Origin of the sequence: Methylobacter sp. (genome assembly GCF_030680395.1) — a bacterium.
GTDB lineage: Bacteria > Pseudomonadota > Gammaproteobacteria > Methylococcales > Methylomonadaceae > Methylobacter_A.
In genome coordinates this window covers 125718-150183 of sequence record NZ_JAUXVR010000005.1, presented here as the reverse complement: position 1 = coordinate 150183, position 24466 = coordinate 125718, and the positions used below count along the sequence as shown (strand labels likewise).

Annotated in this window: 21 protein-coding genes; 13 read left to right on the top strand and 8 right to left on the bottom strand. The window is 48.1% G+C overall.

What is annotated here, in order from left to right; genetic code table 11:
- Positions 1-484: 484 nt before the first annotated feature.
- From ubiD to Q8L79_RS01250, 5 genes are all read right to left on the bottom strand, one after another.
- Positions 485-1945 (bottom strand): 4-hydroxy-3-polyprenylbenzoate decarboxylase, encoded by a 1461-nt coding sequence (gene ubiD, locus Q8L79_RS01270; protein WP_305267295.1) that lies wholly within the window; start codon positions 1943-1945, stop codon positions 485-487.
- Positions 1942-3981: an oligopeptidase A gene (prlC, locus tag Q8L79_RS01265; RefSeq protein WP_305267293.1), complete on the bottom strand. Its 2040-nt coding sequence runs from the start codon at positions 3979-3981 to the stop codon at positions 1942-1944. Before prlC ends, ubiD begins: the two co-directional genes overlap by 4 nt.
- A gap of 7 nt (positions 3982-3988) precedes the next feature.
- Positions 3989-5347: an HDOD domain-containing protein gene (locus Q8L79_RS01260; protein ID WP_305267291.1), complete on the bottom strand. Its 1359-nt coding sequence runs from the start codon at positions 5345-5347 to the stop codon at positions 3989-3991.
- A gap of 17 nt (positions 5348-5364) precedes the next feature.
- The gene (locus Q8L79_RS01255) at positions 5365-5799 is read right to left on the bottom strand and encodes an RDD family protein (protein WP_370869852.1); all 435 of its coding nucleotides are present in this window, start codon (positions 5797-5799) and stop codon (positions 5365-5367) included.
- Positions 5800-5865: 66 nt separating this feature from the next.
- Complete coding sequence (locus Q8L79_RS01250) at positions 5866-6045, bottom strand: hypothetical protein (protein WP_006891830.1); 180 nt, start codon at positions 6043-6045, stop codon at positions 5866-5868.
- 221 nt (positions 6046-6266) lie between these two features.
- Between Q8L79_RS01250 and pcnB the strand changes: the two genes are divergently transcribed.
- From pcnB to panD, 5 genes are all read left to right on the top strand, one after another.
- On the top strand, positions 6267-7652 hold the full coding sequence (gene pcnB, locus Q8L79_RS01245) for a polynucleotide adenylyltransferase PcnB (RefSeq protein ID WP_305267286.1): 1386 nt from the start codon (positions 6267-6269) through the stop codon (positions 7650-7652).
- Positions 7653-7666: 14 nt separating this feature from the next.
- A complete protein-coding gene (gene folK, locus Q8L79_RS01240) occupies positions 7667-8170 on the top strand; it encodes a 2-amino-4-hydroxy-6-hydroxymethyldihydropteridine diphosphokinase (protein WP_305267285.1) in 504 nt (167 codons plus the stop codon).
- 37 nt (positions 8171-8207) lie between these two features.
- Positions 8208-9023 carry a 3-methyl-2-oxobutanoate hydroxymethyltransferase gene (gene panB / locus Q8L79_RS01235; protein ID WP_305267283.1) on the top strand — a complete coding sequence of 272 codons (816 nt, stop codon included), beginning with the start codon at positions 8208-8210 and terminating at the stop codon, positions 9021-9023.
- Between the two features lie 5 nt (positions 9024-9028).
- Positions 9029-9871, top strand: coding sequence for a pantoate--beta-alanine ligase (gene panC / locus Q8L79_RS01230; RefSeq protein ID WP_305267281.1), 843 nt, complete (start codon positions 9029-9031; stop codon positions 9869-9871).
- Positions 9872-9973: 102 nt separating this feature from the next.
- Entirely contained in the window at positions 9974-10360 is a 387-nt protein-coding gene (panD, locus tag Q8L79_RS01225; RefSeq protein WP_305267278.1) for an aspartate 1-decarboxylase, read from the top strand.
- A gap of 78 nt (positions 10361-10438) precedes the next feature.
- Here the strand turns inward: panD and fliW are convergent, their stop codons facing one another.
- The 3 genes from fliW to Q8L79_RS01210 all read right to left on the bottom strand — a co-directional run bounded on the left by fliW (position 10439) and on the right by Q8L79_RS01210 (position 13102).
- Positions 10439-10960 (bottom strand): flagellar assembly protein FliW, encoded by a 522-nt coding sequence (gene fliW, locus Q8L79_RS01220; RefSeq protein WP_305267276.1) that lies wholly within the window; start codon positions 10958-10960, stop codon positions 10439-10441.
- Between the two features lie 84 nt (positions 10961-11044).
- Entirely contained in the window at positions 11045-12265 is a 1221-nt protein-coding gene (locus Q8L79_RS01215) for a flagellar assembly protein T N-terminal domain-containing protein (RefSeq protein WP_305267274.1), read from the bottom strand.
- Positions 12266-12475: 210 nt separating this feature from the next.
- Positions 12476-13102 (bottom strand): LPP20 family lipoprotein, encoded by a 627-nt coding sequence (locus tag Q8L79_RS01210; protein ID WP_305267272.1) that lies wholly within the window; start codon positions 13100-13102, stop codon positions 12476-12478.
- 142 nt (positions 13103-13244) lie between these two features.
- Between Q8L79_RS01210 and rlmH the strand changes: the two genes are divergently transcribed.
- From rlmH to pmbA, 8 genes are all read left to right on the top strand, one after another.
- Positions 13245-13712 (top strand): 23S rRNA (pseudouridine(1915)-N(3))-methyltransferase RlmH, encoded by a 468-nt coding sequence (rlmH, locus tag Q8L79_RS01205; protein WP_305267270.1) that lies wholly within the window; start codon positions 13245-13247, stop codon positions 13710-13712.
- Complete coding sequence (locus Q8L79_RS01200) at positions 13712-14287, top strand: nucleoside triphosphate pyrophosphatase (protein ID WP_305267268.1); 576 nt, start codon at positions 13712-13714, stop codon at positions 14285-14287. The genes rlmH and Q8L79_RS01200 overlap by 1 nt, the downstream gene beginning before the upstream one ends.
- Positions 14284-15738 carry a ribonuclease G gene (gene rng, locus Q8L79_RS01195; protein ID WP_305267266.1) on the top strand — a complete coding sequence of 485 codons (1455 nt, stop codon included), beginning with the start codon at positions 14284-14286 and terminating at the stop codon, positions 15736-15738. The genes Q8L79_RS01200 and rng overlap by 4 nt, the downstream gene beginning before the upstream one ends.
- Before the next feature lie 197 nt (positions 15739-15935).
- Complete coding sequence (locus tag Q8L79_RS01190) at positions 15936-19895, top strand: YhdP family protein (RefSeq protein ID WP_305267264.1); 3960 nt, start codon at positions 15936-15938, stop codon at positions 19893-19895.
- 123 nt (positions 19896-20018) lie between these two features.
- Positions 20019-20828 (top strand): carbon-nitrogen hydrolase family protein, encoded by an 810-nt coding sequence (locus tag Q8L79_RS01185; protein ID WP_305267263.1) that lies wholly within the window; start codon positions 20019-20021, stop codon positions 20826-20828.
- 1 nt (position 20829) lies between these two features.
- Positions 20830-21411, top strand: coding sequence for an outer membrane protein assembly factor BamC (bamC, locus tag Q8L79_RS01180; RefSeq protein ID WP_305267261.1), 582 nt, complete (start codon positions 20830-20832; stop codon positions 21409-21411).
- Positions 21412-21503: 92 nt separating this feature from the next.
- Positions 21504-22955 carry a metalloprotease TldD gene (gene tldD / locus Q8L79_RS01175; RefSeq protein ID WP_305267260.1) on the top strand — a complete coding sequence of 484 codons (1452 nt, stop codon included), beginning with the start codon at positions 21504-21506 and terminating at the stop codon, positions 22953-22955.
- Positions 22956-23108: 153 nt separating this feature from the next.
- Positions 23109-24440, top strand: a complete 1332-nt coding sequence (gene pmbA, locus Q8L79_RS01170; RefSeq protein ID WP_305267259.1) for a metalloprotease PmbA — start codon at positions 23109-23111, stop codon at positions 24438-24440.
- Positions 24441-24466: the final 26 nt, after the last annotated feature.

Below are 24466 nucleotides of genomic sequence, written 5' to 3'. Positions count from 1 at the left end.
AGCCACAATCATCTTCAGCTATGTCAATGACAAAACACCTTAGCCCGCTGGGCGCATCTTCCCTAACAGTAATGTCAACTTCTTGCACATAACCATGACGTTTAGAGAATGTTGCCACTTTCTGCTCCATAAAAATATAGCCGGGTAGTCTTTACGGTGCCCTGACGGATATCCTGTGGAATGGAATACTCAATGAAGCTGAACCGATGCCGCTCAAGCGGACATCCGATATGACAGGTTAAGTTTATGCCACAGGCGATGCTCCGGAAATGAAAGGCGATCTAAAAACAACAACGCCCTAGAAAAGCCAAGTCCACTGACAACGGTTCTCAGTTGGAAGGATTTCTGGCGGAAAAATGACCATGTTAAATCGATAATAATGGGGGTTGACTTGCTTATGACAGGGTGGGCAAGCAACTTCATCGTTTGCCTACCCTTTGTCGATTAAAGCGGTGGGCAGAAAAAGCGTTGCCCACCCTACAGACTAAAACAATGTATCCCAGATCTCATCCACTTTCTTGACTACCTCCGGTGACATCACGATAGTTCTGCCCCATTCCCGGTTAGTTTCTCCCGGCCATTTGTTGGTCGCGTCAAATCCCACCTTGGAGCCTAAGCCTGAAACCGGGGAGGCGAAATCAAGATAATCAATCGGCGTGTTTTCCAGTATGGTCAAATCTCTGGCGGGGTCCATGCGGGTGGTCATCGCCCAGATTACATCCTGCCAATTGCGGACGTCGACATCGTCATCGACGACGATTACAAACTTGGTGTACATGAACTGGCGCAGGAACGACCAAGTGCCCAACATCACGCGCTTGGCATGACCGGCATATTGTTTTTTCATGCTGATCACAGCCATGCGATAGGAGCAGCCTTCCGGGGGCAGGTAAAAATCGACGATTTCCGGGAATTGTTTTTGCAAAATAGGTATGAATACCTCGTTTAACGCAACGCCCAGGATGGCCGGTTCGTCGGGCGGTCTGCCGGTATAGGTGCTGTGATAGATCGGTGCCTGGCGCTGGGTGATTCTTTCGATGGTGAATACCGGAAAGTCGGCGACTTCATTGTAATAGCCGGTGTGGTCGCCGTAAGGGCCTTCAGCGGCGAATTCGCCGGGATAGATAAAGCCTTCCAGCACGATTTCAGCGCTGGCCGGAACCTGCAAATCGTTAATCAACGATTTGGCGACTTCGGTTTTGCTGCCGCGTAATAAACCGGCAAACGCGTATTCGGACAGCGAATCCGGAACCGGTGTGACCGCGGCAAGTATGGTTGCAGGATCAGCGCCCAAGGCTACGGAAACAGGAAAGGGCTGGCCGGGATGGGCGGCCTGGAATTCCTTGAAATCCAGTGCGCCGCCCCGATGGGCCAGCCAGCGCATGATGACTTTGTTTTTGCCGATGACCTGCATGCGGTAAATACCCAAGTTCTGCCGATCCTTATTCGGGCCTTTGGTAATCACCAGCGGCCAGGTAATCAAGGGCGCTGCGTCTTCCGGCCAGCAGGTCTGGATAGGGTAGTCGCCGAGGTCAATCTCATCACCTTCCCGAACCAATTCCTGACAAGGTGGGGAGCTGATTAATTTAGGCGCCATATTCAGCACTTGCTTGAAGACCGGGAATTTCTCCCAGGCATCCTTCATGCCTTTGGGCGGCTCGGGTTCTTTTAGGTAAGCGAGTAATTCGCCTATGCCGCGTAATTCGGTGACGGATTCAGCGCCCATGCCCATCGCAACACGGCGCGGCGTACCGAACAGGTTGGCCAGCACCGGAATATTGGCGCCTTTGGGGCTCTCAAACAGCAACGCGGGGCCACCCTGTTTCAGGGTGCGGTCGCAAATTTCGGTCATTTCCAGATAGGGATCGACTTCAACGGTAATGCGCTTTAATTCCCCTTGTTTTTCCAGCTGTTTGATAAAGTCCCGCAGATCTTTGTACTTCATGCCGCGATGCCGTTATGTCTAAGTAATGCATCAATAGTAGGTTTACGGCCGCGGAATTTGATAAATAATTCCATTGCATTTTGACTACCGCCTTTTTCAAGGATGTTGGTCAAAAAGGCTTTGCCGGTTTCCGGGTCAAAGATGCCTTTTTCTTCAAACAGCGAAAAAGCGTCGCTGGACAAGACTTCCGCCCATTTATAGCTGTAATAACCTGCGGCATAACCGCCCGCAAAAATATGCGAGAAGCTGTGTGCAAAGCGGTTGAATTTGGGCGGACGAACAACGGCAACCTGTTCCCTGACTTGTTCCAGGGTTTCATAGATATGGCCGCCTTTTTCAGGGTCGTAGTCCCGGTGTATCCTGAAATCGAACAGGCTGAATTCCAGTTGTCTGACCATGATCATGCCGGCCTGAAAGTTTTTTGCCGCGATCATTTTATCAAACAAGGCAGCCGGCAATTTCTCGTCGGTTTGGTAATGGCCCGACATCAGCGCCAGCGCTTCCTTTTCCCAACACCAGTTTTCCATGAACTGGCTGGGCAGTTCGACTGCATCCCATTCCACGCCGTTAATGCCGGAGACGCCCAGATGATCGACCTGGGTGAGCATGTGGTGCAAGCCGTGGCCGAATTCATGGAACAGCGTGGTAACTTCGTCATGAGTTAGTAGTGCCGGTGTATCGCCGGTCGGCGGGGTGAAGTTGCAGGTCAGGTAGGCAACCGGGGTTTGAACGGTATCGTCGAATTTCTTGCGGCTGACGCAATCATCCATCCAGGCGCCGCCGCGTTTTTTGGCGCGGGCATAAAGGTCAAGATAAAACTGACCGCGCAGTTGGCCGGTCTGGTCATGAATCTGGAAAAAACGCACATCGGGATGCCAGCTGTCAAAATCGCTGATCTCGGCTATTTGCAAGCCGTACAGTTTTTCTACGATCGCAAACAGACCCGGTAACACGCGAGTGATAGGAAAGTAGGTTTTAACTTCTTCTTGCGACAACTGGTAAAAATGCTGGCGCATTTTTTCCGAAAAATAGGCCATATCCCAAGATTGCAGGTCGTTAATGCCGTAGTGTTGTTTGGCGAATTCGCGCAGTTCGGCCAGATCCTTGCGCGCATGTCGCCAAGATCGGTCAGCCAAATCTTCCAGAAAATCGGTGACGTCATTCGGCTTTTCCGCCATTTTGGTCGCCAACGACAGTTCCGCGTAATTGTTGAATCCCAGCAAACGGGCTTTTTCATGGCGTAAGGCCAGGATTTTTTCCATGTTTTCGCTGTTGTCCCACTGTCCGGCATGCGGCCCCTGGTCGGAAGCGCGGGTTGCGAAGGCTTCGTAGTGTTCGCGGCGCAACTCGCGGTTATCGGCGTAAGTCATGACCGAAATATAGGACGGAAATTGCAAAGTGATCATCCAGCCACTTTCGTTATGGCTTTCTGCCGTCTGTTTGGCTTGGGCCAATGCAGATTCAGGCAACCCGGCCAGATCCTGTTCGTCCCTGATGAATTTGCTCCAGGCATTGGTCGCATCAAGCAGGTTTTCTTCATAGTTGCTGGCAAGCGCGGATAATTCCTGACTAATATCCTTGTAACGTTGCTTTTTTTCATTATCCAGGTCGATGCCGGACAATTTGAAATCTCTTAGGGCGTTGCGGATGATTTTTTGCTGGGCGGTGTCGAGCGTCGCAAATTCATCGCTGTCGGCAATAAATCGATAGGCTTTAAACAAGGCTTCGTTTTGCCCCATTTCAGTCGAGTAGGCGCTGAGCTTGGGCAGGCAAGCGTTGTAGGCGTCTCGTAGCTCATCGCTGTTGACTACCGAATTCATGTGGCTGACCGGAGACCAGGCTTTACTAAGCTTATCGTCCACATCTTCCAATGGCTCGATCAGGTTTTTCCACGTGTAATGTTGTGTGGCTTGAAGATGCTGTTCTACCGAGGAGCGGGCTTCGGCCAGTAATTGGTCAATTGCCGGTACGACATGTTCCGGTTTTATTTGGGAAAACATCGGTAGTGTGGAGTTGGTTAATAATGGATTATTCATAATGGTATCAGGAAAGAAAGTTCATGGCTGCGTTGATGCGATGCTTGGCTTTGTTCAGTATATCCAAAGAAAAGTCGGGGGTTAGTTTGCTGTTTTTAAGTTTAGTGTAGGCGGGTATCGAATTCATATACGGTATTTCCTTGGCTCTGTGGGTGCCGAAATAACTGTGTAATTTGGCTAGTATGACTATATCGACCAGATTTAACTTATCGCCGTCGCTTTCATAGAACCAGTCTTCCGCGTACCTGGGGATGCTGGCTAATTCGGGAGTAAAGCCCAAGGTGTGCAGTACCAGAGAACCGACCGGCGGGCTTAAAAACGGAATGGCCGACTCCAATACGTCCAGATTCGGGTATTCATTCGGATTCTGCTCGGCAAAATGCAGTACCGGTATGGTGCCGATGTCACAGACCAGTCCGGCTAATAAAGCATCTTCAGGATTAACGGTGCCGTTTTCCTGTGCAAGTACGAAACTCAAGCTGGAAACATAAAGGCTGTTTTTCCACAAGGTTTGCATTTTTTCCATCAGCTGTTGGTTTTGGCACCGGAATAATTGCTTTAGACTGATGCCCATGACCAGTTTGCGCGTTTGATCCAGACCCAGTCGGGTAACAGCCGCATGGCAGTTTGTAATCGGTGATATGGGTGAGTATAAGGGGCTGTTGGCCAGTTGGATCAGTTTGGCTACGATGGACGCATCTACCCCGATAATTCTTACAGCCTCGGTGATGCCTAAATCTTTCTCCATCGCTTCTTTCAGTTTTAAGGCGACATTAGGTAATGAGGGCAGGCTTAACCTGTTTTCCCGGTAGGCTTCCGAAAAGCTAGTAAAAAAACGGTTGTTGGCAATTTGCTCAGGTAGTTCAATGTCGATAAGCTCAACAGAAACAGGCTGTTGTAGGCTTTTATCCGACCATCGACAGATAAATTCTCCTGAAATCGCCAAGACAGTAATGTCTGTTTTAGCGAATGCCGTTGCTCCGCACAATTTACCGCTATTGAGCGGTAAGTTGGCCAGTGACGATTCTGCCGACAGGGTATAGCAGTTATCGCTATTCGGTTGAAGGTCAACGCTTCCTTCAAGCAGATAAAAAACTGAATTGGTTTTTTGGCCCAACCTGAAAATTACAGAGCCCTGAGTATAGCTTAATGTAGTGTGAGCCAGTTGCTCAACATAGGCATCATCCATGTCTCGAAGTGGAGCCAGTTTTTTTAGGGCTGTCAGTGATAGTTTTTTATATTCGGTGGAAATAGGTTCCGAACAGGTAAGCGTATTATTTGAACTAGTGAGGGGGGAGATGTCTGGTTTTTTTTCCGGGGTGGAGGTTTTGGGGTTCTGGGGGAACAGTTTGGTAAACCAATTCATGATCACATTACGTATTATTATTTGGGGGCTTTATGGCTTGGAGTTTTGTAATGATGTGTATCGTGAGTATCAAAAAAAAGGGCTGTTTGGGATAGATGATCGTGCCAGCTGCGTTGATTTTTATCAATAAGAATCCACAAGAAGCCCAATCCGAAAAAACTCCAGGATATGATGGCTGCCATGAAACGGAACAAAGCCTGTTTCCAGCTAATGGGTTTCATATCCAACGTAAGTACTTTTATTTTCCAAGCTCGCAGGCCCAATGTTTGTCCGCCATGAGTCCAAAACCAGGCATAAAAGAAGAAACTGACCAGCAGCAGATAAATGGGAAAAAAGAATTGTTGGGCAGTGAAAGCTTCGCCTGCATTTAAAGGGAGCAATACTGCAGTTGCGACAAATAAAATAGCGATCAGCAATAGGAGGTCATAAAGTATTACTGTCAGGCGACGCAAAAAACCAGGCTTTGATAGGGGATCATTACCTGGTTTTTGCTGTATATTCTTTGTTGACCCGACCAATTAAATTTTAAATAAAGCTAGTTTTTGACCAAAATACATGCACATCGCCATTAGCGCTCCCAGCATTACGAGAGAAAACAAGAATGGCGGTCTGTGAAACAGAAGAATGAAGAAATCTGTTGCAAAAAGGCTGGTTAACAAAGGTTGGTCAATTAAGCTATTAAGAATCTTTTTGAACATAACAATTCCAGTCAAGCACGCTAATGTTTGTGCGAATGTTTAAAAAATGGTTGTCTGATCTTTTATCTGGTGTGTGCAACGTGATGTAATTAGAATTGCTTGAAAAAATCAGAATGGTGATTCTACTCCATTCAAAAGGGGAATGTAAAAGAAACTTGCGGATTGGGTTAGAATTCATTAGCTAATGATATAATCAAAATAATTAGAAAAATAAACAAGGTGTGAAGACTATTTTAAACTTCTTTAAAAAAATTATTAAATCAGCCAGAAATGAAGCTGAACCGGTCGCGGTCGACGCACGAGTCAAAATATATTCACGTGCGGAGCATAATATTTCACGGTCCCAGATCAGTGAGCATGCACTGAAGGTTTTGTATCGTTTGCAAAAAGAGGGCTTCGATGCTTACCTTGTGGGCGGCTGTGTACGTGATTTATTGTTGGGACGGGAGCCCAAGGATTTTGACGTCGTCACCAATGCCGACCCTGATCAGGTTAGAAAAGTATTCCGTAATTGCCGGTTAATCGGGCGCAGGTTTCGTCTGGCGCATGTGCACTTTGGCCGGGAAATTATTGAAGTCGCGACTTTTAGAGGCGCGGGAGAGGAGCAAAACGACAAGCAGGTGCTCAACAAGGAAGGGCGATTGTTGCGGGACAATGTCTACGGTACGATTGAAGAAGATGTTTGGCGCAGGGATTTTACCGTTAATGCACTCTATTACAATATCAAGGATTTTTCGGTAGTGGATTATGTCGGCGGCATGGCTGACCATAAAACCGGCACACTCAAGCTTATCGGCGATCCTGAAATGCGTTTTCGTGAAGACCCCGTGCGCATGTTAAGGGCGGTGCGTTTTGCCGTTAAACTTGGTTTCAAGCTGGATCGCGCTTGCGAGAAAGCAATACACAACGACGTTCAATTACTGGCCAGCATACCTTCCGCCAGGCTTTATGATGAAGCGTTAAAATTGTTTTTATCCGGTTATGCGCTGCAAACTTTTGAAATGCTCAGGCATTATGGGCTTTTTCAAGTGCTGTTTCCTTCCACTGAGAACAGTTTGGCGGTTGAAGAAAACGGTTTCCCCCGGTTATTGTTGATTAAAGCGTTGGAAAATTCGGATAAGAGGATAGCCGAGGGTAAAACGGTTACAGCTTATTTCTTGTTGGCGGCTTTTTTGTGGGAGCCGGTGCGGATATTGGCTAAAGAAAAAATGGCACAAGGTGAGGTTGAATTTGTTGCCTATCAGGATGCGGCCAGTGAGGTTATTGCCAGGCAGATCAGAAGTACGGCTCTCCCTCGTCATATTAGTATGGCGATGCGTGAGGTTTGGAACATGCAGCCCAAGTTTAATGCGCGTATCGGTTCCAAACCCAGCCGCTTGATCGGTCATCCTCGCTTTAGAGCAGGTTATGATTTTTTGGTATTGCGTGCCGAGACCGGAGGAGCCGATCCCGAATTGGCCGAGTGGTGGACCAAGTATCAGAATGCAAGTGAAAATGAGCAAAGAAAAATGACTCAGCCTCCGCGCAATGCCCAAAATAACAAGTCAGGCCGCAAAAGAAGCTACCCCCGAAAAGGTAAAGATGGTTCTCCAAAAACAGAATCTTAAAGTATTCGATAGCTATGGAAAATTCAAAAGCTGACTTGATAACTGCTTATATAGGCTTGGGCAGTAACCTTGCAAATCCCGCTGAACAAATAAAATCAGCGCGCACTGCAATATCGCAAATAGCCGGAGTACAGGAACTGGCATTTTCCAGTTTGTATCATAGTTCGCCCATGGGGCCGCAGGACCAGCCTGATTACGTTAATGCGGTGATGTGTATCGCAACAGCCTTGCCACCGATAGATTTGTTGCGTTGCCTGCAACGCATCGAAAACGGCCACGGGCGGGTCAGAAAGGCCGAGCGCTGGGGAGCAAGAACGCTGGATTTGGATATGTTGATCTATGGAGACCAGCTCATTGAACAGCCTGATTTAATCGTGCCGCATCCGGGCTTGGCTGAACGGGCTTTTGTCCTGTATCCCTTGCATGAGATCGCGCCGCAGTTGACGGTGCCCGGAAAAGGCAATATTGTCGATCTACTTGCCCGGTGTCCAATGGATGAACTGAAGCGGCTGGATTGATTCTTGCATCAATAAATTCGATATTTCTCTGAATAAAATGAATCAATATTCTTCCACAGCTACGATAAAGCCATTGTCAATTACCGATCTGGCCGTTATGAAGCAACGCGGCGAGAAAATCTCTTGTTTAACTGCCTATGATGCCGGATTTAGCGCATTAATCGACAAGGTGGGTGTCGATATGATGTTGGTGGGGGATTCCCTGGGGATGGTTATCCAGGGACATGATACAACGCTTCCTGTCACCATAAGGGACATGGTTTATCATACCCGGTGCGTCAGCAAGGCCAGACAGCGGGCGTTTATTATCGCTGATTTGCCGTTTATGACTTATACCACGCCGGTTATTGCGGCCAAAAATGCTGCCAAATTAATGCAGCTTGGCGGCGCGCAAATGGTTAAACTGGAAGGCCCGAGACTTGATTGCGTCAGCTTTCTTGTTGATCAGGGCATTCCGGTTTGCGGACATTTGGGCTTGTTGCCGCAATCCATTAATCAATTGGGCCGTTATAAGGTTCAGGGTAAGGAACAGGCGGCTGCCGAAAAAATGCTTGCCGATGCCGATCAATTACAACAGGCGGGCGCCGGTCTGCTGGTATTGGAGTGTGTTCCTGCAACCTTGGCTAAAGAGATCAGCTTGCAGTTAACGATCCCCGTTATAGGCATTGGTGCAGGAGTAGAATGCGATGGACAAGTGTTGGTGCTTTACGACATGCTTAATATCGGTACGATTAAACGCCCGCGTTTTTCCAGAAATTTCATGAGTGACGCAGCGAATATCGAGGAAGCTATCAATGCTTATCATCAAGCGGTTAAGCAGTCCCTGTTTCCAGCAGCTGAACATAGTTTTTAAGGCTTATGCAGATAGTTAACACGGTATCGGAATTACGCAATGCCGTTAGAGCATGGCGTTCGGCGGGGCAGAGCGTTGCATTGGTGCCTACGATGGGCAATTTACACGCGGGACATTTAGCGCTGGTGAATGAAGCTAAAGAAAAAGCAGAGCGGGTGGTAGTCAGTATTTTTGTAAACCCTACCCAGTTTGGTGTTGGCGAAGATTTTGAGACCTATCCCCGTACCGAGCGTGAAGATCATGAAAAGCTCAATGCCTTCGGTACGGATTTGTTGTTTCAACCAGCCGTTTCAGAGGTTTATGCATCGGATGCTAAAACGCTTGTATCGGTAACCGGTCTGTCTGAATGGTATTGTGGAGCGTCCAGGCCGGGGCATTTCGGTGGTGTTGCGACAGTTGTTTGTAAGTTATTCAATATGGTGCAACCGGATGTCGCCTTATTTGGTTTAAAAGATTTTCAGCAACTGACGGTGATACGGACAATGGTCAGGGATCTGAATATTCCTGTTGAAATAGTCGGCGTAGAAACGGTTCGGGAGGCAAGCGGATTGGCGATGAGTTCCAGGAACAGTTACTTAACCGCAGAGGAAAAAGCCGTTGCCGAAAAACTGTATCAATGCTTATGTGTAGCGCGCGATGCTGTTTTGGCGGGGCAGCAATCTTATGAGGAAATAGAGCGCAGGGCGTTGCTGTTTTTGCAGGACTCAGGTTTTCAGCCGGATTATTTTAGTGTGTGCAGGATGAGTGACTTAAAAAAAGCAGGGGCGGATGATGTGGCGCTGGTTTTGCTGACGGCGGCAAGGCTCGGCAAAACTCGGTTAATCGATAATGTTTGCTTTTCCAGATAGGCAATAGCAGAATTTGTACGGTTTGGAAAATGCTAAAAGTTGATGCATTGTTGCTAATAATGGATAATGCGCGGTTCTCAAGGGTATTTATAGTGTTTTATTATGCAAATCACGATGCTTAAAGCGAAATTACATAGGGCCATGGTGACTCATTCAGAATTGGGTTATGAGGGGTCTTGTGCGATTGACAGCAATATTCTCGACTTGTCTGGTATCAGGGAATACGAGCAGATACAGATTTACAATATCAACAATGGTGCGCGTTTTACAACCTATGCCATTCGTGCCGAAGCAGGATCGGGGTTATTTTCAGTTAATGGCGCAGCTGCCCGTCTGGCGTGTCCCGGTGACTTGATTATTGTGTGCGCATTTGCAATATTGGATCAAAAAGAAGCGGAAAATCATAAGCCCACCCTGATTTATTTTAATGAAAAGAACCAGGTTCAGCGTTCGGCCAGCTCCATTCCTGTTCAAGCAGTCTCTGCTTGATGATTGGCTTGTTGCATTATTACCGCCGCTAAAACGCGGCGGTAATAATGCAACTGCATGTTAAGGGAAGCTCTTAATTTATTTTGAAAAATAGGTCTTTATCGATTTCAATAGCTTGCATTCGCTAATATTATGCAGAAAGCTGGTATTAGAGATTTCATTAGTTTCACTACTAATGTCGTCAGCCAGCGTTATGTTTTGGTCTACTTGAATAAGCACTTTTTGCAAGCCTATTCTCTTTGCGCTATTAATCACCAGCGGGGATTTAATGGAGCCTTTAATGGTAGATTGATCGGACGTGTCTTTATGCAGAAGTATCAGAATAAGTGTGTCGGCGACATCTTCAATCCCTAGCGTGGCTTCTTCTGTATCGTTTAGCTCAAAGTTGTAATCGATATTGAAAATAGACGGTTGTGCAACTGAAAAGGCAAGGGATTCATCATCTAGCGATTGCAGCCAGAAAATGAGGGGATTTTCGCCTTCTTGATGAAATAACTTGAAACGGGTTTGATCTTCAAAGCCAGGGATTCCGTTAGGGAAGCTAATGATGGTGCTGGGGTCGATGGTTTGTTCGCCGAAAAAGCTTGATTTAATTTCCATAATGGACTCTGGTAAAGGTGAATGTAAATGCAAATATATAGTCTAAAGCCGTCAGTATAGCAAGACTGGTTTGTAATGAACTCTTTACCAGGATTTCACCCAGTCGCCAACCTTGACCCCCAGTTCTCGGGCGGAGACTTCCAAGCTGCCTATAGAGTAACGTGGAGTAATATTGTGGATGGTTAGTACACCGGCAGGTTGCTTGTCTTTACCTATAAAACTGAGGCCGCCATCAAGATTTAAGTCATTTCCACTCGTACTATAAACCACCAGTTGGTCGCCGATATTAAGTTTTTCCTGCGCACCCGCATCAATAAATACTTTATCACCCTTGATTTCAATAATACGCGATGTAAAAGGATGGCAACTTAATGTCTGGCGAATATCAGTGCTTGCCTGATCTATAATTTGGGCTATTTTTGCACCGGTCGAGGTGGAGTTAAACCGTTCGCTGCCTACCGTGTAAGTTGCGGGGATCCACACGTCGCCGATGACAGTATCAACATAACGCTGCTGGAACAGTAATGCGCCGGTAAATCCGTCATGTACATAAACATCAATTCCAATGCCGCGCCGGGCTACAACTTCGCGGGCCAGGCTTCTCGCGAATGCCAAAGGTCCCGCGCCGCTTATATATTCGGTAGATTCGATTTCCAAATCCCTAATCACGCCTGACAGCACCAATTGCACACCGTTTGACGCGGCTATTTGCATCACTTTTGAGGGACGATAAGCGGTATGGTCTTGTAATTCCGGGGCCAAGTCGGGTCTTGGATATAAATTGATATTGGTGGCGTTAGTGCCGATAAAATCGCCGGACTCGATTAAAAGGTTATTAAGCTCGCGCGGAATGCCGCTATATAAATCCTGTGTTTCGTAGCCACTTACCTGCTCTTGTTTAACTAATGGGAAGGCGGTTGCGATAATGCGTTTGCGATGGTGGGCTGTGCAGGAATTGTCGGCGGATAACTCCACCATTGCGACAACATGATAAATATTATCGGTAGTCCATTCCTTGATGATTTTAGTATTACTCACGTCAGCAGCGGTGCGCATGGAAACAGTGTCGAGTGAAACGTTATTTTGGTTGACCAACGTCTGGCTGTGAATATTAACTGACGATTGCATGGATGCCTGGCGAATGGCATCCTGCAATGCTTGTTTTTTAGCTAATAAGGGCATGCCGTTGTTAATAGCGGCCTGACCTTCAGCAGTTACCGTATTAGCACGAGGTTGAACAGTGGCGCATGATTGACTTAATAAAATTAACGATACCAATACGCATTTGAATAATATTTTTGCCATTCGTTAATCCGGTTTGTTGCGGTGCTTACAGGAGTGTAGGTAAGGAGCGCGAGTGAAAGCTTTGAAGAATTGCGACACTCCTGCATAACCGTTATTAAATGCTATTTATGATAATTTTCAAAGGTAATTGTTCGTGGTAGAAACCGCTTTGTAAGCGCGAGCAGTCATGTAAAAAGTCACCCCACAATAGTTTGGATAATTTTGGCCGGATTATTTATGATTAAACCCCTTGGTGTTAGGATAGCTGTAACCAGAATTAATACTCGATACTTTGGGTGGAGTATATTCTACGCTGGGTGCCGGACTTTCTATGTTTTGTTGAAAGCACTGGTTAATCAATTCGCTTGGACCGTTAATACATTCATAGAATCTTGGCGTCAAATCAAGCTCCACAATCGTTTCAAAAGTATCATCGCCGGCATAGATGTCGCTACCGATAGCAGAGGTTCTTTTTACCCTTGCTCCGCGTAAATAAGCATTAAGATAAACCTGATAATTGTCATGGGTGACCTCCATATCCCCGACCGTAGTCTGCCCCCGCAATTGAATGCCGTTAAGCTGCTCAGCCAAGCTTCTGTAAGCATCCATTTTAGAGGCTCGCATGGCCATTAATTTAATTTGCGCGCGCGAATACCGATCACTTTTTTCGACGGTGCCGTAGCCTGTTGCGCTTATGGTTTTCTGTGGCAGAAACGCAGTTGGCGGTGCTTTGGCAGTTGTGCAAGAGGTCATTAGTAAGCTGATGACTAATCCTGTTATCGCCAGGGATGGTGTGTATGCCGAAGGCCGGTCGGGAACCGGTACGGCGAATGCTGACTTTAAAGATTTAATGTTCACGGTAGTAACTCCTGTATCAGTTTGCCAATATAGCGGCTGATCAGTCGATTACTTAAGTTTTTAGTAAGTTATTTTTGTTGCAGGATATGACTACCATTAGAGTGCATTGCATCAGAAGCCTGTTCTCTGTATCCTGCACCGCATGCAAATAAATCTGATTTCAGTAGGAAACCGTATGCCGGGTTGGGTGCAGCAAGGCTATGATGAGTATGCCAAGCGTTTACCCCGTGAATGCGAGCTGGTCCTTAAGGAAATTGCGCCGGGCAAACGGACCAAGAACAGCGATGTCGCCCGGATTATTAAAGAGGAAGGAGAGCGGATGATCGCGGCAATCCCTCAAGGTACGCATATTGTAACTTTAGACATCCCCGGCAAATCCTGGACGACTCCCGAATTGGCGCAAGCGATGCAACGCTGGCTGGAAAGCGGGCAGCATGTCTCCTTATTAATCGGCGGGCCGGAAGGTTTGGCGGATTCTGTCAAACAACTGGCACGTGAATCATGGAGCTTGTCGAAACTGACATTCCCTCATCCGCTGGTACGTATCGTTGTGGCCGAACAGATTTATCGTGCCTGGAGTATTCTCCATAATCATCCCTATCACCGTTAATGACTGCACAGATTATTCTTGCTTCAGCCTCCCCTCGTCGCAAGGAATTGCTGGATCAGATTAAGGTTTCTTATAGCGTTCATCCGATCGATCTTGACGAGTCACCGCTGTTCAATGAAGCGCCGCTGGACTATGTCCAGCGACTGGCCGCCGAAAAATCTGCGGCCTGTATCGCGCAATTGGGCGACAGCTTACCGGTTTTGGCCGCCGATACTGCCGTGGTTTTGGGTGACTTGATTATGGGAAAGCCTAAAGACCGGGATGATGCGTTTGCCATGTTAAGGCTGTTATCCGGTAAAATGCACCGGGTTTATAGTGCCGTTTCGCTCAGGGGGCAAGAGCATGATCAGGCGGTAAGCATTACCGAGGTGACTTTCAGGTCGTTGACGGAATACGAAATAGAGGCCTACTGGCAAAGCGGCGAACCGGTCGATAAAGCCGGCAGTTATGCGATTCAAGGCTTGGGTGGCGTATTTGTGGAGTCGATTAGCGGCAGTTTTTCCGGCGTGGTCGGTTTGCCGTTATTTGAAACCGCAGAACTTTTATCCAGGCAAGGCATAGGTCTTTTCAAATGAGTGAAGAAATTTTAATCAATGTTACCCCGCCTGAGACGCGCGTTGCAGTTATTGAAAATGGCGTCTTGCAGGAATTGATCATCGAAAGGACCCGGCAGCGGGGCTTGGTCGGTAATATTTATAAAGGTGAAGTGTGCCGGGTCCTGCCCGGTATGCAGGCGGCTTTTGTCGAAATTGGCTTGCCCAGAGCGGCGTTTTTGCATCTTTCCGATTTATGCGCCAAGGATCTGGAAAAAAAAGGTTCGGAAAACATCGAGCATTATCTGCATGAAGGCCAGCATATTATCGTGCAGGTGGTCAAAGACCCTTTGGGCAGCAAAGGCGCACGGTTAACCACAGAAATATCGATTCCGTCGCGGTTTCAGGTCTATATGCCTTATGCGCACAGCTCCGGCGTGTCTCAGCGTATTGAATGCGAGACCGAGCGAATCCGGTTAAGATCCTGTCTTGACGCTTTCAGGTTGGAGCATAAATGCGGCGGTTTTATCGCAAGAACAGCGGCAGAATGTGTTGATGAGACAGTATTGATTGCCGATATGACATTTTTGCTGAAATTGTGGGAGTCAATAGCCGCCAAGATTGCCAGCGCCAAGCCCAAGCAGTTTATCCATAAGGATTTACCGCTGAGCATCAGAACCTTAAGGGATTTATATAGAGAGGGTATTGAAAGAGTTCGGGTGGATTCAAGAGAAACTTATCATCGTTTGGTCGAATTTGCGGAGATTTTTGTGCCGGAAATTGTGCCGGTTATTGAACATTACACGGGTGAGTGCCCAGTATTTGATATTTACAGCGTCGAAGATGAAATTCAAAAAGCGCTGGAGCGTAAAGTCAACCTGAAATCAGGCGGGCATCTGGTGTTCGATCAGACCGAATCGATGACCACTGTCGATGTGAATACCGGCGGCTATGTCGGCGGCCGTAACCTTGAAGAGACTATTTTTAAAACCAATCTTGAAGCGGCGCAGACGATTTCCAGGCAGTTAAGACTCCGAAACCTCGGCGGCATCATTATTATCGATTTTATCGATATGCAAAGTGAGGATCACAAAAAGCAGGTTTTGCAGGCGTTCGAGCGGCACCTTGAAAAGGATCATGCGAAAACCAACATTACTGAAGTTTCGGTATTGGGGTTGGTGGAAATGACTCGCAAAAGAACCCGGGAAAGTCTGGAGCATATACTTTGTGAACCCTGTAGCGCCTGTGGCGGGCGGGGTGTTTTGAAGACTGCGGAATCCATGTGCCTGGAAATATTCCGGGAAATTATTCGCGAAGTCAGGCAGTATAAGGTTCAGAAAATATTGGTTCTGGCATCCAATGAAGTTGTGGAAATGCTGCTTGATGAAGAAGCGGATATGCTGGCTGAATTGGAGGTTTTTTTGAGCGTACGCATCAAGTTCAGGGCCGAGGCTGAATACAATCAGGAGCAGTATGATGTGGTGTTGCTTTAAAGCGAAAGGCTAAATATACATGCAGCAAGACTTTTCTTCACTGGAGCAACGTTTTCAAATTATTAAATGCCTTTTTGTATTCTTCGTCTATGCGGTTTTGTTTTATGTCAAAGATGAAATACCTCTACCATTCTTTAAACATTGAATTTTTAGCCTTGATTCATGAGTCTTTTGCCCTTCATCTTTAGCCTTCCTCAGTGATCCATCATATTAAGCGTGCAACGCGGCATCTCATTTTCTGGTCTTTGGTTGCGACAGCTATCGGCTTGACTGGTGTACGCCTGCTACTGTTGGGGATTGAACACTATAAGTCCGATTTGGCGGCCAATATCAGCGCACTTGTCGGCACACCGGTAACAATAGGTCGCTTGGGCGCAAAAATGCGCGGATTTAATCCTGAACTGGTGTTAAAAGATATCGCTATTTCATCCCGGCCTGTTCCTGCCCATCCCCCTTCGAGCGCTGCAGGCGCAAATCCGCTCCAGGCGGATTTGTCATCCCCTGCCTCAACAGGGAACGAAAAACCCGCTATCCAGTTCAATGAAGTACGCTTGGGTATCGATTTACTGGATATGCTGGTCAACAGGGATTTCTTGTCATCGTCCTGGGTCACGTTAGTGGGCGCCAAGCTTTCCATTAAACGACAACAGGATGGCAGTATTGTTATTGTCGGTTTAAAAGCCAGCAATGGACAACCGCAGTGGCTATTGCAGGGCGGGAAATACGAGGTTTTGCACAGCGAAATTACCTGGCAGGATGAAACGGGCAATGCACGGCCGCTGCTGTTTAATGAAGTAGATCTGGCAATCAGCAATAAGGATGGGCGTCACCGGCTCAATATGTTGATGAAGTTGCCGAAAAAAGTTGGTAATACATTAAGAATATCTATGGATTTTAAAGGCAACGTTTTTGAGCCTTCAACTACTCAGGGGCGCGTTTATATAAATGGACAAGCCGTTTTGTTGCCTGAATTGGGGGTGCTCGGTCAAGCCTTGGTAGGGGATCGAATACATATCAATACCGGTACCGGCGACTTTAAAATCTGGGGCGATTGGCGGCAATCGCAGCTGATGTCGATGGATGTCGACGCACAAATTCAACAGATGGCACTGGTTCGGCAGGATAAACAGGAGTTTTCGGTTAAACAGCTGAAAACCCGCTTTCACTGGAGACTAAATGACGCAAGCAAGCAATGGCAAGTCGATGTAAACGATTTTTCACTGACAACCCAGGATAATCCCAAAGGCGTCGTTAAAAAATGGCCTGCCGCAGTCTTCAGCGTTTCCGGGCAGCGTACTGACGATGCTGCTTTACATAAGCTAGCGCTGTATGTTGAACGAGTGGACTTGCGGGAAGCATCCGAGCTGGCGCAGTTCTTCGCTCCCTTGCCGAATGAACAGGTTAGCACGCTGGCACAAGCCGGATTACAAGGAACCCTGGAGGATTTTTCCCTGTTCGCTGATCCGGATGCAAAGGAGGTTGCCCTGAACGGCAGGTTTGCCAAAATCGGTGTTGGGTCGTTGTCGTCAGTTCCCGGCATAGAAAATTTGACCGGCCAAATAAAGGGTAATGAAAAACAGGGCGTTATTGCGCTTGCGACTAAAGATGCCCGGCTGATAGCGCCGGACCTGTTTCGCGAAGTGTTGCCTGTCAAGCGCCTTCAAGGCAGACTCGACTGGCAGCAGGCGGAAAATGCCTGGTCTGTATCCAGTCCGATGGTTGAGCTGGATTCCTTGAGTTTTCAGAGCAAAACCCGGTTTCGGATAGATATTCCCAAAACAGAGAAACCCGTTTTTATGGATCTGCAAAGCGCATTTGCCGGCGAAGACGCGAGCGAGGTTAAACATTATTTGCCGGTGGGCATTATGGATGAAGAAGTCGTTGCCTGGCTGGATCGTGCCTTTGTTGGCGGCAGCATGACCAACGGCGGCTTGTTGGTCTACGGTAACCTGAATGATTTTCCGTTTAACAGTGCGCCGGGTGTTTTTGAAGCTGTATTTGATGGAGAGCAGTTTGATTTGTCATACGCTCCGGAATGGCCTCATATAACCGGTATGAATGCTGAGGTCCTGTTTTCGCAGGACAATCTTAAGGTGAATGTCCGGCAAGGGAAGTCCGGTAACGTAATCATTAAACAAGCCGAAGTTACTATTCCAAAGTTGAATAAAAGCAAGCATTTGCTGATTCAGGGCGAGGCTGAAAGCGGGATTGATCAGGTTTTAGCCTTTATGCAGCAGACTCCGTTGAGTTCGCCGGTGGATTCGTTGCTGGAAGCCATTAGCCCGCAGGGAAATACTCAGGTAACGCTGGATCTTAAAATCCCTTTGGTTGACGGAGCGCCAACCAAAGTCGATGGCATGGCGCAGTTGAAAGATGCACGATTGATGGTGAAGTCGCTGGATCTACCGGTCACCAAAATTAACGGCGAACTCAAATTCAATGAGCAGGGCGTTTATAGCGACACCATTCACGCGGTGGCCTTGGGTAATCCGATACAAATCAACATTACAAGTTCGGAAAGTCAAACTACCGTTAACGTGGAAGGACGCGCCGGGATTAGCGACCTGCAAGCGCAATTTGATATGCCCTGGTGGGAAATGGCTTTCGGGGCAACAGATTATCGGTTAAAGCTCGAATTGCCTTACGGAGACGCTGATCCGGAGCTTGTTGTGGAGTCGATGCTGTCCGGCGTGTCACTGGATTTGCCGGAGTCATTGGCTAAGACTCGGGAACAAAAAATACCTTTGTCGTTGACATTTAACTTAGGCGATAAACCGTTATTACCGGTGCTGCTAAATTACGACAATAAACTGAAAGCGGCGGTTCAGTTGGACACCAAACAAAAGACCATTTATTCGGGGCATGTCCTGGTGGGGGCTGGTGAGGTCGCCCAGACTCAGGATGCGGGATTAAAGCTGGAAATCAACCGTGGCCGGTTGGCATTGCAAGACTGGTTGGGTTTGGCCGCTGCCCAAGGCGCGGGTGACGGTGTCAGGGAACTGAAGATTCATAGCGACCATGCGTTGTGGAATAAAACCGATATAGGCGCTTTCGACCTGGCTTTGAAGCGTAATGGCAACTTTTGGGCAGGGGCTATAGCCAGCTCGTTCGCAAAGGGGAGCGTCCAAATTCCTGCCGACTTTAAGAGCACTGACAGAATTAGCCTGAACATGGAGTTACTGGATCTTTCTGCATTAAAACAAATAGAATCGAAAGACTCTTCGCGGACTGTTTCTGTTACTCCCCTTTCGGGCGTTTCGGGTGCAAATCCGCTACAGACATTATCGCCGGAACTTGTGCCTTTATTGACGGTCACCAGTCAAAAAACGCTATGGCGATCGATTGATCTGGGGCGGCTATCATTGGAAACCGAACGCATACCGGGCGGCATGGGTTTTAAAGACGTAGAGCTGGCCGGAGAAAATCAGAAGCTGGTCTTGCGGGGTGACTGGCAAGCAAGCGGAGGACAATCGGTAACACATACCCGAGGCCATTTGGAAGTGCCTCGCGCCGGGCAACTGCTTGCGCAGCTGGGCATTACCAAAGATTTGACCGAAACCAGTGCAGTCGTAGATTTCGCGATTGAGTGGGGCGCAGCGCCTTATCAATTCTCGTTGGGGGATTTGGACGGTCAGATGGACATTGATCTCAAAAATGGACGGATTTTAAGTATAGAGCCCGGATTCGGCAGACTATTGGGAATGCTGGCACTGGCACAGTGGATAAAGCGGGCGCAGCTTGATTTTAGTGATATTTATGAGGAAGGTTTGACGTTTAACAGTATTAAAGGGCATTTTGATTTGGCAGGCGGAATCGCATCAACTCATAATTTAGTCGTCGATGCGGTTCCTGCAAAAATCGCCATCAGCGGCGATACCGATCTGGTTAGTCAAACTGTTGATCATATTATCAATGTCACTCCTAAAAGTGCCGATGCCGTGCCTATTGCTGGTACAATTATGGGTAAAGTAGCGGCCTTGGTTGGACGGTCTTTGACGGGCAAGGATCAGGAAGGTTTTTTCTTTGGTTCCCAATATCTGGTAAAAGGTGCCTGGGGGAAAGCAGAAATCATTCCGATGCATAAGAACGATGGATTATTGCAGAAAACCTGGAATGGCATTACCGACTTTCCATGGTTAAGAGAGCAAGAAGAATAAAGGTAAAACTACAGCAGTTAGAAAATATAGAACACAGCTGACGTGGCGGCGCCAGTCAAATTTTTTCGTGTTCTATATAATGTTTGCATCTGCTGAGTAGTCATAAATTAAAGAGAGATAAATATGAATAGATGTGCGGCCATACAAATGGCATCAAGTCCCAATATCAGCGCTAATTTACTGGAAGCCGACAAGCTTATAGCGGAGGCGGTCAAAGCGGGTGCAAAATTGGTGGCTTTGCCGGAAAATTTTGCCCTGATGGGCGATCATGAACTGGACAAAATCAAGGCAAAAGAAGTCGATGGCTCAGGACCTATCCAAAATTTTTTGGCCTCGGTCGCTAAAAAACACGCCATTTGGGTGGTTGGCGGTACCATTCCGATAGTGGGTAACGACGGCAATAAAGTGCGGGCGGCCTGTTTGGTTTATAACGATCAGGGCGAACGGGTTGCACGCTACGATAAAGTACACTTGTTTGATGTCAGCGTTCCTGGCAGCGATGACGTTTACCGCGAATCCGATTCCATTGAACCGGGTACTGAATCTCTGGTGATTGACACGCCTTTTGGCAGACTGGGCATCGCTGTCTGTTACGATCTGCGCTTTCCCGAGTTTTTCCGTAAAATGGGCATGGAAATACTGATTATTCCATCTGCATTTACTGCAGAAACAGGGGCCGCTCACTGGGAGTTGCTGTTGCGTGCGCGAGCCGTGGAAAATCTGTGTTATGTGATTGCGCCGAATCAGGGCGGTTTTCATCTGAATGGGCGTAAAACTTTCGGGCATAGCATGATTATTGACCCGTGGGGTGTGGTGCTGGATTGCTACAAGACGGGCGGTGGCTTCGTCTCTGCGGAAATAGATATCGAACGCCTGGAAAAAGTGCGAGGTGCATTTCCGGCGCTGAACCACCGTCGTTTTTTTTGTGAATAATATGCAAGCAATAGTTAAAAGTTTATTACTGGCCGGTTTTCTGGCTTCCTGCGGAACCACTACCGAAGAAAGTCGGTATCGCGACACTGAAGCCCTTGAACGTCCGCCAATTGTGACTAGCGGCCCGACCAAGGAGCAGCGTATTGTCGACACCAGTTCGATACCGAAGAAAAAAGACCGCACAGGCTTAGGCTCGGATGTCTATCTGAGCACGCCAACGCAATTGACAATCAAGCAGCCTTTTGACGATGCCTGGAATACTTTAGGCCGGGCATTAAAGCAAAGCGGCATTAAAATAACCGATCATGAACGTGATAAAGGCCTATATTACGTTACTCGGGAAACAGCGGATACAAGCGGTTTTTTTGCAAAAGCGAGCTCTTTTTTTAGCGATGATGTAGCCATTTATCTGTTAACCATAAAGCCGGAGAGCGAAGAAACAACGGTGACCGCGACCCTGGCCAATGCATCCGAACAAAGCAGTGCGGCTAAAGACGGTACGCCGCAGCCTTCTGCCGAAGGCCCGGAAGACCTGTTGCAGCTATTGTTTAATATGCTGCGCGACAAGTTGGAAGAAGACTGACGAAGAAGATGAAAGGCGAAAAGCGAAAAGAACATCGTTGTGTATCTTTGTCCCTGTGCCTTTTACCCTAAACCCTTATTATTGATTTATTGATGGAAATACTAAACCTTGCAAGACAAGCTATCTTGATGCCTGCCGGTATTCAGGATGGCGATATTGAAAAGATTATGAACCGGTTGCTCAGCTCACCGGTTGATGCGGCGGATATTTACTTTCAATCCAGCCATTTCGAATCTTGGGTCATGGAAGGCGGCATCATTAAAGAAGGCAGCCATAATATCGAGCAGGGCGCCGGGGTGCGTGCGGTATTCGGCGAAAAAACCGGTTTTGCCTACAGCGACCGGATTGAACTGCCGGTGCTGCTGGAAGCGGCTAATAATGTTAAAGCTATCGTTCGGCAAGGACAGGAGGCAGACCCCTTGCATTGCAAGGTCTCTATAAAAGCAGCCGACTGGTCAAAGCATTACGCGACGCAAAATCCATTAAAATCATTGCCGGATCAGCAGAAAATCGATTTATTGCGCAGGGTTGACAGCGAAACGCGCAAACTGGACAGTCGGATTGAAGAAGTTATTGTCAGTCTGGTCGGCGTACATGAGCACATTCTGGTGGCCAGGCAAGACGGATCTCTGGTTGCCGATGTGCGGCCTTTGGTGCGGATGAACGTAACCGTCATCGTGGAGCAGGACGGTCAGCGCGAGCAGGGCAGCATGGGCGGCGGCGGGCGTAGCGATTACAATTATTTTATCGACCGGGATATCGCGCTGGAATATGGCCGCGAGGCCGTAAGACAGGCTTTAGTTAATCTGGAAGCTGTCGATGCGCCGGCCGGTAACATGACTGTCGTGCTGGGTCCGGGTTGGCCGGGTATTTTGCTGCATGAGGCTATTGGTCACGGCCTGGAAGGCGACTTTAACCGCAAAGGTACCTCGGCATTCAGCGGTCGCGTTGGAGAACGAGTGGCATCGGATTTATGTACGGTAGTCGATGACGGCACCTTACAAGGACGGCGTGGCTCGTTAACTATCGATGATGAAGGAACGCCGACGGAAAAAACCGTATTGATCGAAAACGGCATACTTAAAGGTTATATGCAGGATCAGCTCAATGCCCGGTTAATGAGCGTTAATCCCACGGGTAATGGACGGCGCGAATCCTATGCACATTTGCCGATGCCGCGTATGACCAATACCTACATGCTGCCGGGTCAGCATGATCCCGAAGAAATTATAAAATCGGTAAAAAAAGGCCTGTATGCCAAAAACTTTGGCGGTGGGCAGGTAGATATTACTTCGGGCAAGTTTGTGTTTTCTGCCAGCGAGGCCTACCTGATCGAAAACGGCAAAATAACCCGTGCCGTTAAAGGCGCAACCTTGATCGGCAATGGGCCTGAGGTGTTAACCAAAGTATCCATGGTTGGAACCGACCTGGAGCTGGATAGTGGTGTCGGTAGTTGCGGCAAAGACGGGCAAAGCGTGCCGGTCGGTGTCGGGCAGCCTACATTGAAGATTGACGGGTTGACGGTTGGCGGGACCAGCGTTTAAAAGATTGTAGGTTGGGTTACGGGGTTACGACTGCATGGATGCAGGCGGTAGGGTAATGCAGGGAGCAATTGCCGAGCGTGGCGTAATCCAACAATCGAAGCTTATGCCGGGTTAAGTCACGCTAACTCGACCTACACAGAATTAGAGAAAACAGTGCAAAATCAGGAACAAATTAATCATTTAAAAACTATCGTTCAGAACATTCTGGACGAAGCCGCAAAGCAGGGCGCCAGCGCCGCTGAAGCAGGCTTGAGCCAGGAAAACGGTTTATCCGTATCAGTGCGTCTTGGGGATGTCGAAACCATAGAGCATCACTGCGATCAGGGACTAGGCGTGACCGTCTATTTTGGACAGCGCAAAGGCTCTGCCAGTACTACGGATTTGTCGGCTGCGTCGATCAAGGAAACGGTCAGCGCGGCGTGCAGTATCGCCCGCTACACCAGTGAAGACGAGTATTCAGGATTGCCGGAGCCAGAGCTGTTGGCTACCGAGTTTCCTGACCTTGACCTCAACCACCCGTGGGATATCGGTGTCGATGGAGCCATTACCTTGGCTGTTGAATGCGAAGATGCCGCGCGATCTTATCATGCAGAAATCAGCAATTCCGAAGGTGCTTCGGTTGATACGCATCAGGGCATCCGGGTGATGGGCAATAGCCTTGGGTTTCTTCAGGGCTATGCCTCAACCCGTCACTCTTTGAGCTGTTCGGTATTGGCGCAGCGCGGCGATAGCATGCAGCGCGACTACTGGTACACCGTGGCAAGAAATGCGCGCGATTTGCAATCCGCTGTTGATGTGGGTAACAAAGCGGCCGAACGCACACTTCGGCGCTTGCAGGCTCGCAGCTTAAGCACGCGACAATGTCCGGTGCTGTATTGCGCAGAAACCGCTTCCGGCTTGCTAAGCTCGTTTATCGGCGCAATCAGCGGCGGTAATTTGTACCGAAAATCATCATTTTTGCTGGACGCGTTGGATACCCGGGTCTTTCCCGAATTTGTCCGCATCCATGAGCAGCCCTATTTAAAAGGCGCTTTGGGCAGTGGCGCGTATGACGGTGAAGGCGTTGCGACCCAGGCACGGGATATCGTCAGCGAAGGTATTTTGCGCGGTTATGTGTTGAGCACCTATTCCGCCCGCAAGCTGGGTCTGCACAGCACAGGCAATGCCGGTGGCGTGCATAATTTAACGATTGATCCCGGTAAGTTCGATTATCAGGGAATGTTAAAAGAACTGAATACCGGTTTGCTGGTCACCGAGCTGATGGGGCAGGGAGTCAATATGGTAACCGGCGATTATTCGCGCGGTGCCGCCGGGTTCTGGGTCGAGAACGGCGAGATCCAATATCCGGTTGAGGAAATCACTATTGCCGGTAATCTGAAAGACATGCTTAAAAATATTGTTGCCGTGGGTAATGATGTCGATTATCGCGGCAATATCCGTACCGGTTCGATACTGGTTGAACGGATGTCGATTGCCGGGGAATAACCGGATAAAAAAGCTGGATTGATAAA

Coding starts and splice junctions, on each gene's coding strand:
- ubiD (WP_305267295.1), bottom strand. CDS start 1,945: ATGAAGTACAAAGATCTGCGGGACTTTATCAAACAGCTGGAAAAACAA.
- prlC (WP_305267293.1), bottom strand. CDS start 3,981: ATGAATAATCCATTATTAACCAACTCCACACTACCGATGTTTTCCCAA.
- Q8L79_RS01260 (WP_305267291.1), bottom strand. CDS start 5,347: ATGAATTGGTTTACCAAACTGTTCCCCCAGAACCCCAAAACCTCCACC.
- Q8L79_RS01250 (WP_006891830.1), bottom strand. CDS start 6,045: ATGTTCAAAAAGATTCTTAATAGCTTAATTGACCAACCTTTGTTAACC.
- folK (WP_305267285.1), top strand. CDS start 7,667: ATGGAAAATTCAAAAGCTGACTTGATAACTGCTTATATAGGCTTGGGC.
- panB (WP_305267283.1), top strand. CDS start 8,208: ATGAATCAATATTCTTCCACAGCTACGATAAAGCCATTGTCAATTACC.
- panC (WP_305267281.1), top strand. CDS start 9,029: ATGCAGATAGTTAACACGGTATCGGAATTACGCAATGCCGTTAGAGCA.
- panD (WP_305267278.1), top strand. CDS start 9,974: ATGCAAATCACGATGCTTAAAGCGAAATTACATAGGGCCATGGTGACT.
- fliW (WP_305267276.1), bottom strand. CDS start 10,960: ATGGAAATTAAATCAAGCTTTTTCGGCGAACAAACCATCGACCCCAGC.
- Q8L79_RS01215 (WP_305267274.1), bottom strand. CDS start 12,265: ATGGCAAAAATATTATTCAAATGCGTATTGGTATCGTTAATTTTATTA.
- rlmH (WP_305267270.1), top strand. CDS start 13,245: ATGCAAATAAATCTGATTTCAGTAGGAAACCGTATGCCGGGTTGGGTG.
- Q8L79_RS01200 (WP_305267268.1), top strand. CDS start 13,712: ATGACTGCACAGATTATTCTTGCTTCAGCCTCCCCTCGTCGCAAGGAA.
- rng (WP_305267266.1), top strand. CDS start 14,284: ATGAGTGAAGAAATTTTAATCAATGTTACCCCGCCTGAGACGCGCGTT.
- Q8L79_RS01185 (WP_305267263.1), top strand. CDS start 20,019: ATGAATAGATGTGCGGCCATACAAATGGCATCAAGTCCCAATATCAGC.
- bamC (WP_305267261.1), top strand. CDS start 20,830: ATGCAAGCAATAGTTAAAAGTTTATTACTGGCCGGTTTTCTGGCTTCC.
- tldD (WP_305267260.1), top strand. CDS start 21,504: ATGGAAATACTAAACCTTGCAAGACAAGCTATCTTGATGCCTGCCGGT.